We start from the raw sequence: 11,851 nt of genomic DNA on the forward strand, positions 1-11,851 counted from the left end.
TTGACACCCCCCCGCCTGACAGGAAAGTTTCACCGTGCAGGGCAAGCCCCGAAAGATACTTTCAGACGGGAGGCCGCACCATGACGGACGACGACCTGGCAGGCGGACGAGCGAGCGGGCTGACGCGACGCCGGCTCGTGGCGGGCTCACTGGCGTCGGGCGGCGCCCTGGCCCTCGCCGCGCTGCCCGCGGGCCCGGCCGCCGCGGCACCCGCCTCGGGGCGCCACGTCCCGCGCCGCACCCTTCGCCACGGCACACCCGAGCGCGCCGGGCTGCTCCCCGCACACCTGCGGCAGCTCGTCACGGACGCGGAGGCGTTCCTCGGCCCCTCCCCCAAGCATCCCTGGTACGCGGGCGCCGTCCTGCTCGCGGGGCGCGGCGGCACCGTGGCCCTGCACGAACCGGTCGGGTCGGCGGTGCGTTACGCCGCCTACGACGAGAGGACCGACACCGGCGTCGAGTTCCCTCCCGACCGGCAGCTCCCGATGACCCGGGACACCGTCTTCGACCTGGCCTCCGTCTCCAAGCTGTTCACCTCACTCCTCGCCGTGCAGCAGATCGAGCGGGGCACGCTGGCACTGGAGGGGAGGGTCGCCGCGTACGTCCCGGAGTTCGGCGCCGCCGGCAAGCAGGACGTCACGATCCGTCAGCTCCTCACGCACACCTCGGGATTGCGCGCCTGGCTCCCGCTGTACAACGCGCCGACGTACGAGGAGAAGCTCCGGCTCATCTGGAACGAGGCACCGATCGGCCGGCCGGGCACCGCCTATCTCTACTCGGACCTGAACCTCATCTCCCTCCAGCTGGTGCTGGAGCGGATCACCGGCCGCGCCCTCGACGTCCTCCTGCGCGACGAGATCACCGCCCCGCTGGGCCTGCGGCGCACCCGCTACAACCCGCCCGCCTCCTGGAAGCCGGTGATCGCGGCCACGGAGGACGCGCGCCGGCCCTGGTCCGGGCTGGACCGCGGGCTGGTGTGGGGCGAGGTGCACGACGAGAACGCGTTCAGCCTCGGGGGCGTGGCCGGGCACGCGGGGGTGTTCTCCTGCGCGTGGGACCTCGCGGTCCTCGGCCGTACGCTGCTCAACGGCGGCTCCTACGGCCGCAGCCGCATCCTGCGGCCGGAGTCGGTGGATCTGATGTTCACCGACTTCAACACCGCCTTCCCGGGCGACGAGCACGGCCTCGGCTTCGAGCTGTACCAGCACTGGTACATGGGGGCGATGGCCACCCCGCGCACGGCCGGCCACACCGGCTTCACCGGCACCTCGCTCGTGCTCGACCCCACGACCGACTCCTTCCTGGTCGTCCTCGGCAACTCGGTGCATCCGGTGCGCACTTGGCGGTCCGGGTCCGCGCCGCGGGTCGCCGCCGGGAACAACCTGGCCCGTGCGGTGCCGGTGCGCCCCGCACGGGGCCGTACGGCCTGGTTCTCGGGCATGGGCAGCGCCCTGGCCGCGACGCTCACCCTCCCCGCGCTGGACACCAGGCCCGGCCCGGCCCACCTGCGGTGTGCCCTGTGGTGGGACACCGAGCCCGCATCCGACGTCCTGGCCCTGGAGTCCAGCACGGACGGCGGTACGACCTGGCAGCCGCTTCCGTTCACCACCACCCGTCACGGCGAGGACTCCCAGGACCACCCGTCGGGCACGGTCACGGGCTGGTCGGGCCGCGTCTGGCACCGGATGACCGCGCTCTTGCCGGCCGACCGCGGGCTGGCCCTGCGGTGGCGGTACAGCACCGACCGGCTGTACGCCGGGCGGGGCGCGTACGTCGACGCCCTGCGTGTCGAGGCCGGCCGGGAGGTCCTGTTCGACGGGGCACGCCCGGCGGACACCGCCCGCATCACGGCCGTGGGATGGCAGGAATCGGCCGACTAGGGCGGCCCCGCGGGAGAGGTCAGCCGCGCTCCAGCACCGCCCTCGCCGCGTTGTGTCCCGGTACCCCGCTCACCCCTCCCCCGCGCACCGCGCCCGCGCCGCACAGCAGGACGTTGGGGTGCGGGGTCTCCACGCCCCAGCGCCCCGTGTCCTCATGGGTGTACGGCCAGGACAGGGCTCGGTGGAAGATGTTGCCGCCGGGCAGCCGCAGATCCCGTTCGAGGTCGAGGGGGGTCTTCGCCTCGATGCAGGGATGGCCGTCGGCGTCGGTGGCCAGGCACTCGGCGAGCGGTTCGGCGAGGTGGGCGTCGAGCTGGGCGAGGGTGGACTTCAGCAGTTCCTCGCGGACGGCGTCGTTGTCCCGGTCGAAGAGCCGGGCGGGGGTGTGCAGCCCGAAGAGGGTGAGGGTCTGGTAGCCGCGCTCGGCGAGGCCGGGACCGAGGATGGTGGGGTCCGTCAGGGAGTGGCAGTAGATCTCCGAGGGCGGCGTGGCGGGGAGTTCTCCGGCGGCGGCCTGCGCATGGGCGGTGGCCAGCTGCCGGTAGCCCTCGGCGATGTGGAAGGTGCCGGCGAAGGCCTCCCGGGGATCGGCGTCGGGGTCGCGGAGCCTCGGGAGCCGCGTGAGCAGCATGTTGACCTTGAGCTGGGCACCCTCGGCCGGCTCGGGCGCGGTGTCGCCGGTCAGGGCGGCCAGCGCCTGCGGGGAGGCGTTCACCAGGACGTGCCGGGCGGCGGCGACGCCCTCCCCGTCGGCGGTGCGGTAGGCGACCTCCGCGGTGTGCCCGTCGGTGTCGATGCGGACCACCTCGTGTCCGGTGGCGATGACCGCGCCCGCCGAGCGGGCCGCCGCCGCCAGCGCGTCGGTGAGGGCGCCCATGCCGCCGACAGGCACGTCCCAGGCGCCGGTCCCGCCACCGATGACGTGGTAGAGGAAGCAGCGGTTCTGGGCGAGGGAGGGGTCGTGGGCGTCGGCGAACGTGCCGATCAGAGCGTCGGTGAGCACGACGCCGCGGACCAGGTCGTCGGTGAACGCCTCCTCGACGGCGACACCGATCGGCTCCTCGAACAGGGCTCGCCAGGCGGCCTCGTCGTCGATGCGGCGGCGCAGCTCGTCGCGGGTCGGCAGGGGTTCGGTGAGCGTCGGGAAGACGCGCTGGGCGACCCGGCCGGTCATGTCGTAGAAGCGCTGCCAGGCCGCGTACTCGCGCTCGCCGCCGGTCAGCCGGGCGAAGGCCTCCCGGGTGCGCTGCTCGCCACCGCCGACGAGGAGTCCGGTCGGGCGTCCTTCCCGCTCCACGGGGGTGTACGAGGAGATGGTGCGGGTGCGGACACGGAAGTCCAGTCCGAGGTCGCTGACGATCTTCGGCGGGAGCAGGCTGACCAGGTACGAGTAGCGCGACAGACGGGCGTCGACACCGGCGAACGGGCGGCTGGAGACGGCGGCGCCGCCCGTGTGGTCCAGCCGTTCCAGCACCAGCACGGAGCGGCCGGCCCGGGCCAGGTAGGCGGCGGCGACCAGGCCGTTGTGGCCGCCGCCGACGATGACGGCGTCGTACGCGCGGGTTCCCTCGTTGGCAGGCATGGTTCTTCGTAACACGCGCTGATCCGCGGGGCCAGAGGCCGGTCCGGGCAGAGATCACGGTCCACCGGACACCGGCACCCGGCTCCCGGCCCCGTCAGGCTCCGCCGGACGCCCGGCGCCGGCGGATCACCGCGACCCGGCGGTACAGTTCCGCGGCCTCCGTGTCGCGGCCGAGGCGCTGCAGGCAGTGGGCCTCGTCGTTGCGGCCGGCGAGGGTGTCGGGGTGGTCCGGGCCGAGGACGTGCTCGCGGGCGGTGGCGACCCGGCGGTACTCGGTGAGGGCGTCCGCCCAGCGGCCCAGCCAGCCGAGGGCGACCGCGACCTCGCGGCGGCTGACGAGGGTGTCGGGATGACCCGGGCCGAGGACGTGCTCGCGCAGCGCGCACACGTCGCGGGCCTCGGTCAGGGCCTCCTCCCATCGGCCGAGCCTGCCGAGGTGGACGCCGAGTCCGTGCCGGGCGCGCAGGGTCTCGGGATGGGTGGGGCCCTGCACGCGGGTGCGGTCCTCGACGAGGTCGCGGTACAGGCGCAGGGCGTCCGCGCTGCGGCCCAGCCGGCCGAGGCTGAGGGCGCTCTCGTAGCGGGCGGCGAGGGTGTCGGGGTGGTCGGCCCCCAGCGCCCGCGCTCTGGCCTCGGCGACCTCGCTGTAGAGGTGCAGCGCCTCCTGCCAGCGGCCCGACTGGCCGAGTGCGTAGGCGACTTCGCAGCGGGAGGCCAGGGTGTCGGGGTGGTCCGGGCCGAGCAGCCGCGCCCGGGTGGCGGCCACGTCCCGGGCCATGCGGCAGGCGTCGTCCAGGCGGCCGAGCCGGCCGAGCGTGCAGGCGAGGTTGTGCCGGCAGCGCAGGGTGTCCGGGTGCTCGGGGCCCATGGCACGCTCCCGGGCGGTCAGCACCTCGGTGTACACCCGGTGGGCCTCGAAGTGGCGGCCGAGCCGGCCCAGGGCGTAGGCGGTCTCCTGCCGGGCGGCGAGGGTGTCGGGGTGGTCGGCCCCGAGCGCGCGCGCCCTCGCCTCGGCGACGTCGGCGTAGGCGCCCAGCGCCTCGGCGGCGCGGCCGGTGCGGATCAGGGCGAAGGCGGCCTCGTGGCGACTGGCCAGGGTCTCGGGGTGGTCGGGTCCGAGGAGGGCGGCCCGCTCTGCGGCGACCGCCCGGTGCACCTCGCCCGCCTCCGTCCAGCGGCCCTGCCCGGCCAGCCGGACGCCTTCGCGGTGGCGGGCGGTGAGGGCGGCGAGCGCGTCCGGCGCCGGGGCGGTGAGCGGTGCCGAGGCGTCGGCCGCCGCGGGGGCCCATCGTCCCCTCAGGGCCGCGCCAGGGTCCGGGGACAGGGCGTGCGGCCCGGCGCCGACCGCCTTGTGGCCGGTGGTCATGCCCCGGGTCCAGGACGGCAGGGGGGCTGCGCGCGCGAGATCGAGGAGCGCGGAGGAGACGGTCGGCACACCGGCGCCGGTCGTCCGTCCGGTCTGGATGCGCAGGCACAACTCGGCGGCGTCGTAGGGCCGTTCCTCGGGCCGCTTGGCGAGCAGGTCGAGGATGACGCGGTCGAGGAAGGGCGGCAGTTCCGGGCGCTGCTCGCGGGGCGGCCGGGGCGGGGTGTCGCGGTGTCCGATGAGGATCGCCCAGGCGTCCTCGAGGTCGAACGGCGGGGCGCCCGTGGCGATCTCGTACAGGACGCAGCCCAGTGAGTACAGGTCGCTGCGCCGGTCGACCGCGTCGCCGCCGATCTGCTCCGGGGACATGTAGTGCGGGGTGCCGAGGGCGACACCGGTGCCGGTCAGCCGGGCGGTGAAGCCGATGTCGTGGCCGAGACGGGCGATGCCGAAGTCGCATATCTTCACGGTGCCGTCGGTCAGCAGCACGATGTTGGCGGGCTTCAGGTCCCGGTGCACGATGCCCTGTCGGTGGGTGTAGGCGAGGGCGGCGGCGACCTGGCCGGCGATCTCGGCCACGTCGTCCACGGGCAGCGGATGCCCTTTGTTGTCCTCCAGCAGCCGGCTCAGGTCGCGACCCGCCAGCAGCTCCATCACCAGGTAGGGGACGCCGTCGTCCTCGCCGAAGTCGTGGACGACGGTCACCCCGCGGTGGGAGAGCGCGGCGGCCACCCGGGCCTCCCGGCGGAACCGCTCCCGCAGCACCCGGGTCAGGTCCGGATCGTGGTACGGACCGGGCGGCTTGAGGCACTTCACCGCGACCTGCCGGCCCAGGGACTCGTCCCGGGCCCGCCACACCTCGCCCATCCCGCCCCGCCCGATCAGGTCGAGCAGCCGGTACCGGCCCTGAATGAGCCTGTGCTCCCCCATAGCGATCCGCCGCCCCCGTCGCCGTCCGCCCCGCCCCGCGCCAGGGAGTCGTCGCCGCACCGCACGCGGCCGCGTCCGGCCGTCCGGGTCGGTCCGGTCCGCGACACCCCCCCTGCTCGTCCAGTATGGCGGTCTATGGCCCGACTTTGTATGGTGCGGGACGCACGTCCGGGCCCAGCCGCGCCATGGCACGCAGGATGTGTTTGGGCGGAAGCTGCCAGCGCACACGTGCGGGAACGCCGCGCAGCAGGGCACCTGTGGTCCGGAGTCTGCGGGTGACGACGGCGGGTGCCGGCGCGGGTCTGCCGTACAACTGGTGGGCGTACGGCGGCAGGGCGGCGTACGCCAGGTGCGCCACGCGCCGCCACAGCACCTCGCGCGCCGGGACGAGGAGGGGGTGCGTCGGCGGACGGAGCAGGAAGTCGTCCACCTCGCGTGCCTCGGGTCCGGCGGCCAGTTCGGGCCGCACCCGCTCGAAGTACGCGGCGAGTTCCGCCCGGTCGGCCGGTACCGTGCCGGGATCGAGGCCCACCAGGCGGGCGCTGACCCGGTGTTCGGCGATGTACCGGTCGGCCTGTGCGTCGGTGAGCGGGAAGCCGGAGCGGCGCAGCACGTGCAGATAGGAGTCGATCTCCGCGCAGTGCACCCACAGCAGCAGTTCGGGCTCGCCCACGCCGTACCGCTCACCGGTGTCCGGGTCGGTCGCCGTCAGCACGCTGTGGATCTTCCGCACGCGGGCGCCCGCGCGTTCGGCGGCCTCGGTCGTGCCGTACGTCGTGGTGCCCACGAAGTCGGCCGTGCGCATCAGCCGTCCCCACGCGTCGCGGCGGAAGTCGGAGTTCTGCATGACGCCGCGGACCGCGCGCGGATGCAGGGCCTGGAGGTACAGCGCACGGACGCCGGCGACCCACATCATGGGGTCGCCGTGCATCTGCCAGGTCACGGAGTTCGGCGTGAACAGCCCGGGGTCGCCCATGCCCCGAAGGCTAACGCCGTACCCGCGGCATCCCCAGACCGATCCAGGAGATGATCTCGCGCTGGATCTCGTTGTTGCCGCCGCCGAAGGTGAAGATGACCGCCGAGCGGTAGCCGCGCTCCAGTTCACCGTGCAGGACGGCGCCCGCCGAGCCCTCCTTGAGGGGGCCGGACGCGGCGACGATCTCCATGAGCCAGGCGTAGGCGTCCCGGCGGGCCTCGGAGCCGTAGACCTTGACGGCGGAGGCGTCCTGCGGGGTGAGCGTGCCGTCCTGGACGGCCGCGACCATCTGCCAGTTGAGGAGCTTCAGGGCGTCGAGCCGGACGTGGGTGCGGGCCAGCAGCCGGCGCACCCAGGGCAGGTCGGCCACCCGGCGGCCGTCGGCCAGCTTGGTCTCCCGGGTCCAGCGCTGCACGTCGTGCAGGGCGCGGACGGCCATGGTGCCGTGGGCGGCGAGGGTCACGCGCTCGTGGTTGAGCTGGTTGGTGATCAGCCGCCAGCCCTGGTTCTCCTCCCCGACCCGGCGGGAGACGGGGACGCGGACGTTCTCGTAGTAGCTCGCGGTGGTGTCGTGGGAGGCGAGGGTGTTGATGACCGTGCAGGAGTAGCCGGGGTCGGAGGTCGGCACCAGCAGCATGGTGATGCCCTTGTGCGGCGGTGCCCCGGGGTCGGTGCGCACGGCCAGCCACACCCAGTCCGCCGTGTCGCCGTTGGTCGTCCAGATCTTCTGCCCGTTGACGACGTACTGGTCGCCGTCGCGTACGGCCCGGGTCCTGAGGGAGGCGAGGTCGGTGCCGGCGTCGGGCTCGCTGTAGCCGATCGCGAAGTCGATCTCGCCGGACAGGACGCGCGGCAGGAAGTACGCCTTCTGCTCCTCGGTGCCGAACCGCATGAGCGTCGGGCCGACCGTGTTCAGGGCCATCAGGGGCAGTGGTACGCCGGCCTGCGCGGCCTCGTCGAAGAAGATGAACTGCTCCATCGCCGTCATCCCACGCCCGCCGTACTCCTCGGGCCAGCCGACACCGAGCCAGCCGTCCGCGCCGAGCCGGCGGATGGTGTCGCGGTAGAACCGCTTCTGCGCGATCCGGTCGCCGTACCGGGCGTAGGCGTTGTCCGGGACCAGCTGGGCGAAGTAGGCGCGCAGGTCGGCGCGCAGTCGTTGCTGCTCGGGCGTGTGATCGAGATGCACGGCGCCTCCAGGCTCCCCAAGGGCGGTCCTGACGGCGCACACCGTAGAACGTGTTCCAGAAATTGGGAATGGCGGGCCACGGGCGATTTCCGGCGGCCCGGGCGGCGCGCGGCGTCATGCGAGGGCGGTCACCGCAGGCTCTCCAGGAAGTCCGTGCAGGCGTCGGCGCAGGTCCGGCACGTCTGCGCCGCCGCCTCGGCGCCGGCGTGCTCGTCGAAGGCGCGGGCGCACTCGAGGCAGACCGAGCGGCACCACTCCAGCCGGACCCGGATGCCCTCCTCGTCCTGACGGTTCTCCTCGCACAGCATTCGGCAGGTCGCGTCGCACACCTCGGCGCACATGATGCCCAGCCGGCGCACGCGCTCCTGCCGCTCGGTGCCGTCCGGGTCGACGAGGCTGGCGTGGACCGCGCAGGCCCGGGCGCACTCCGTGCAGGCCTGGGCACAGGTGAAGCGGTCCTCCAGGAACCGGTAGAGCTGTTGCGAGGTCGGCGATGTCACACCGTGCGGGTAGCCGGGCCGGGGAGCCGCAAACCACTGTTTCCCGGCCCGGAGAGGCAGCGGCGCGGACGTGGGCGGCAAGCGGGCCCGGTATCGCCGTCCGTCGGTACCCGGCCACCGATTGTGTCCGGTTCGTACCGTTCTGGGCGGGGTACTCCTGTTCTATGACTACCGCATCGACGCAGCTGGCAGCAGCGAGCGGCCTGATGAGCCTCGTGCTGTTCATCGTGGCCATGGGTGTCCTGGCGCTGCTCGCCGGCGGCTTCTGGATGAACTCCCGCATCAAGTACCGCGAGCCCGCCCGGCCGCGCCCCGAGGAACAGCCCAAGCTCCCACCCGACGGCCCGGTGCACGAGATCCGGGAGAACCGGGAATCCGCGGAGGTTCCGCAGGTCCCCAAGGGTGGACGCCCGCTCACCCCGTACGAGCTGAGCAACATGGACTCCAGGCCGAGCGAGTCCAAGGACCGCCCGCGCTGGAGCCGGGGGTCCAGCGGCTCGTTCGGCGGTGGCGGACTCGGCGCTCACTGAAGTCCACCGCCCCGCGCCACGAACCGGTCACCGTCCCCGCGGCACGCGAACCGCTCACGGTCCGCGCCGGACCGCCGGACGCCCCTACGAGACCTTCCGGGCGGCGTCCAGGCGGCCGACGCGGGCCACGTTGCGTACGTCCTCGGGGTCCTCGCTGGGCTCGGCGGCGAACCAGGCGTCGAGGATCTCCTTCAGCACCGGCTCCGAGGTCAGTCGCAGGCTGAGCGCCAGCGCGTTGGCGTCGTTCCAGCGGCGGGCGCCGTCCGCCGTGGTGGCGTCCGCGCACAGGGCGGCCCGCACGCCCGGCACCTTGTTGGCCGCGATGGACGCGCCGGTACCGGTCCAGCAGCACACCACCGCCTGCTCGGCCAGGCCCTCGGCGACATCCCGGGCGGCCGCCTCCGAGCAGGCCGCCCACTGGGCGTCGGCCCCGGGCCGCAGCGCGCCGTGCGCGCGCACCTCGTGCCCGCGCCGCCGCAGCTCCGCCACGAGGAGGCGGGCCACGGGTTCGTCCATGTCGGAGGAGACGGAGATCCGCATATGCGGAGGGTAGCGCCTGCCGGGCGGCGGCAGCCCTGGCGGCCGTCGGAGCGGTCAGGACACAGCCATGACTCACCGGGCGTGGTCAGGGGTGATCGGGCTCCTGTGCCGGAGGCACTCCGCCCGCGCTGCGGCCGGCCGTCTGGCGGGCCCTGAGTTCACCGCTGTCCTGCGGGGATGGCGCCTCCCTTGTCACTGCGCCGCTGCTCGGGCTGCTGCGGATCGGACATGCGCCGGATTCCCTCCGGGTGGTGCGTGCTCCGTGCGGGGTCCGGGTTCCCGGTGCCGCGCGGGTGACGCACCTCCGCCGTGGATCGCCTCACGGGGCGGAGCCCGCCAGCCCCTGGTGGAGGTGCTCGAGGGCGTCGAGAAGCACCGAGCGGTGGTACCAGCTCAGCCAGGCGGCCGTGTCGGAGGCCAGCAGGGCGAGGGCCTCGGCCTGCGCGGCGGTCGGCCGGCGGCCCGCGTCGGGCCAGTGCAGGGTGATCACACCGGTGCAGGAGCCGGCCGAGGACAGCACGGGGATGCTCTGCAGGGCGTGCGTGCCGATGGTCAGCAGGACGCGCCGGCACTCGTCGGAGAGCAGCGCGTCGGCGGCCACGTCGGGCACGCTCACCCGGCGTCCCCGCGTCCGGGCGACCGCGTCGGCCGTGCCGTCGTCCCGGCCGCGCACGAGATGGTCAAGGAACGTTTCCGCACAGCCGTGGTGAGCCTCCAGCATCAGTGTGCCGACGGCGGGGTCCACGCACTGCACATACCCGGCGGGCGCCCGCCCGATGGCCTGTGCCTCGCACAGCACCGCGTCGATCATCTGCCGCCGGTAGCGCGGGTCCCGGCCGCCCCGGCCCAGCAGCCGCAGCTGCGGCACGGGCAGGGCACGGCGGCCCGGGAACCACACGTCGCCGTCCGGGGGCCGGGCCACCACCACGGCGGAGACGAGGACGCGCAGCGGTACGTTGAACCGCTGCGAGGCATCGCGCAGCACCCGGAAGGCGCTGCCGGAGTCGGACAGGCCGTAACGGACCATCAGCGTGCCCTGCGCCATGCCGATCACCGGGGCGGTGCGCACCCGGGCGCGCAGCGCGCGGACCTCGTTGTGCAGGTCCTCGTACGAGGGCCGCAGCGGGTCCGCCATCTGCGACCGCCAGGCGGGCAGTTCCTCCACCCGGGTGGAGGTGCGGGCCAGCTCGCGCACCGCCTCGTCGAGGGTGGCGTACAGCTGGACGCCCTCCAGGCGGGCGAGGTGCACCGCCTCGCGCACTCCGGGCCGGGCCCGGACGATGATCAGGTCCGGGCGCCCGACGCGGGTCCTGGTCGTCTCGCTGAGCGTGCGCAGCACGGCGGCGCCGCCCAGCTGGACGTGGGCCATGTCGAGGACGGGCCGCAGTCCGGCGCGGTCCGCCTCTTCCAGATGGCCGCGCAGCTGCGCCGACCAGGCCTGCGCCCCGTGCGTGTCGAGGCTGCCGGACATCCGCAGGAGCAGGGCGCCCTCGGCGGGCAGTCCCTCGACGACGGAGGACTCGATGACCAGGGAGGCCGGTGCGCCGGGACGGTCGGAAGGGGCTTTCATCGCATCACCCACACAAGACGTCACAGAAGACTCGATCGGCCTCTTCCAGACCACCTTGCACGGTAGGTGACCGGCGCTCAACCGCGCCATCCACCGCGCCGGGCGGGCGAACCGCCGGTGCTCGTGTCAGCCGGCGCCGCCGGATTCGGCCGGTCCCGGTCTCCGGGACTCCAGCGTGTGCAGGGCCGACGCCATCGTGGCATGCACCTGCACGCCCGGCAGGCCGGCCGTCCGCAGCGCCTCCCGCACGTGGGGTCTCGGCTGGACGACGGGCAGGGCCCGGCCGGAGCACGCGAGGACACCGGTCGCCCGGTCCAGGGAGCGTACGGCGGCCGCGCAGGCCAGATACGCCTCGGTCAGGTCCAGCAGGGGGTGTTCCGTGGCCCTGTCGGCGTGCGCGATGTGCTCGGCGAGGGCCTTGCAGAACGTCACGGCGTTCCCGGCGTCGACCGTGCCCCGGGCTTTCAGGACGCTGATCTGCCCGACCTCCGGGCGGTGCTCGTGCACGGTCTGCAGGAGCAGCGGGGCCGGGCCGCCGGGGCGCACGCGAGCACGGAGGAACGGGCCGTTTTCCATGGGGATCGGGCTTCCTGGGCGGGGAAGGATGGGCCAGCCGCGTCTTGACCGGAGGCATCACTGTGCCCTCGGCGCGCTCCTGTTACAACGACAAGACCTGGGCGTGTCGGGGGCGGCACCGCGGGATCAGGCCGACGTACCGCCGTGCGGGTGATGTCCCGCGCCGCCCGTCCCGTTGCGGCCGGGCGGCGCGGGCCGGCGGGCCGGTCGCG

The 11,851-nt window shown here is 74.1% G+C and carries 10 protein-coding genes; 2 read left to right on the forward strand and 8 right to left on the reverse strand.

Annotation, left to right across the window (positions count from 1 at the left end; translation table 11 throughout):
- Window positions 1-80 precede the first annotated feature (80 nt).
- A complete protein-coding gene (locus tag ACZ5CW_RS05580) occupies window positions 81-1,880 on the forward strand; it encodes a serine hydrolase domain-containing protein (RefSeq protein ID WP_468598644.1) in 1,800 nt (599 codons plus the stop codon).
- A gap of 19 nt (window positions 1,881-1,899) precedes the next feature.
- Here the strand turns inward: ACZ5CW_RS05580 and ACZ5CW_RS05585 are convergent, their stop codons facing one another.
- The 5 genes from ACZ5CW_RS05585 to ACZ5CW_RS05605 all read right to left on the reverse strand — a co-directional run bounded on the left by ACZ5CW_RS05585 (window position 1,900) and on the right by ACZ5CW_RS05605 (window position 8,423).
- Window positions 1,900-3,462, reverse strand: coding sequence for a phytoene desaturase family protein (locus tag ACZ5CW_RS05585; RefSeq protein WP_468598646.1), 1,563 nt, complete (start codon window positions 3,460-3,462; stop codon window positions 1,900-1,902).
- Window positions 3,463-3,556: 94 nt separating this feature from the next.
- Window positions 3,557-5,758, reverse strand: a complete 2,202-nt coding sequence (locus ACZ5CW_RS05590) for a serine/threonine-protein kinase (RefSeq protein ID WP_468598648.1) — start codon at window positions 5,756-5,758, stop codon at window positions 3,557-3,559.
- 133 nt (window positions 5,759-5,891) lie between these two features.
- Entirely contained in the window at window positions 5,892-6,734 is an 843-nt protein-coding gene (locus tag ACZ5CW_RS05595) for an oxygenase MpaB family protein (protein ID WP_468598650.1), read from the reverse strand.
- Window positions 6,735-6,744: 10 nt separating this feature from the next.
- Entirely contained in the window at window positions 6,745-7,923 is a 1,179-nt protein-coding gene (locus ACZ5CW_RS05600; RefSeq protein ID WP_468598652.1) for an acyl-CoA dehydrogenase family protein, read from the reverse strand.
- A gap of 128 nt (window positions 7,924-8,051) precedes the next feature.
- Window positions 8,052-8,423: a four-helix bundle copper-binding protein gene (locus ACZ5CW_RS05605; protein WP_468598654.1), complete on the reverse strand. Its 372-nt coding sequence runs from the start codon at window positions 8,421-8,423 to the stop codon at window positions 8,052-8,054.
- 164 nt (window positions 8,424-8,587) lie between these two features.
- Between ACZ5CW_RS05605 and ACZ5CW_RS05610 the strand changes: the two genes are divergently transcribed.
- Window positions 8,588-8,953, forward strand: coding sequence for a DUF6479 family protein (locus ACZ5CW_RS05610; protein ID WP_468598656.1), 366 nt, complete (start codon window positions 8,588-8,590; stop codon window positions 8,951-8,953).
- A gap of 84 nt (window positions 8,954-9,037) precedes the next feature.
- Here ACZ5CW_RS05610 and ACZ5CW_RS05615 read toward each other — a convergent pair whose 3' ends face one another.
- The 3 genes from ACZ5CW_RS05615 to ACZ5CW_RS05625 form a co-directional block, all read right to left on the reverse strand.
- Window positions 9,038-9,493, reverse strand: a complete 456-nt coding sequence (locus ACZ5CW_RS05615; protein WP_468598657.1) for an RpiB/LacA/LacB family sugar-phosphate isomerase — start codon at window positions 9,491-9,493, stop codon at window positions 9,038-9,040.
- A gap of 319 nt (window positions 9,494-9,812) precedes the next feature.
- The gene (locus ACZ5CW_RS05620; RefSeq protein WP_468598659.1) at window positions 9,813-11,063 is read right to left on the reverse strand and encodes an ANTAR domain-containing protein; all 1,251 of its coding nucleotides are present in this window, start codon (window positions 11,061-11,063) and stop codon (window positions 9,813-9,815) included.
- A gap of 126 nt (window positions 11,064-11,189) precedes the next feature.
- Window positions 11,190-11,639, reverse strand: a complete 450-nt coding sequence (locus ACZ5CW_RS05625) for an STAS domain-containing protein (RefSeq protein WP_468598660.1) — start codon at window positions 11,637-11,639, stop codon at window positions 11,190-11,192.
- Between the last annotated feature and the right edge of the window lie 212 nt (window positions 11,640-11,851).

It is taken from the genome of Streptomyces sp. NPDC031379 (genome assembly GCF_055569615.1).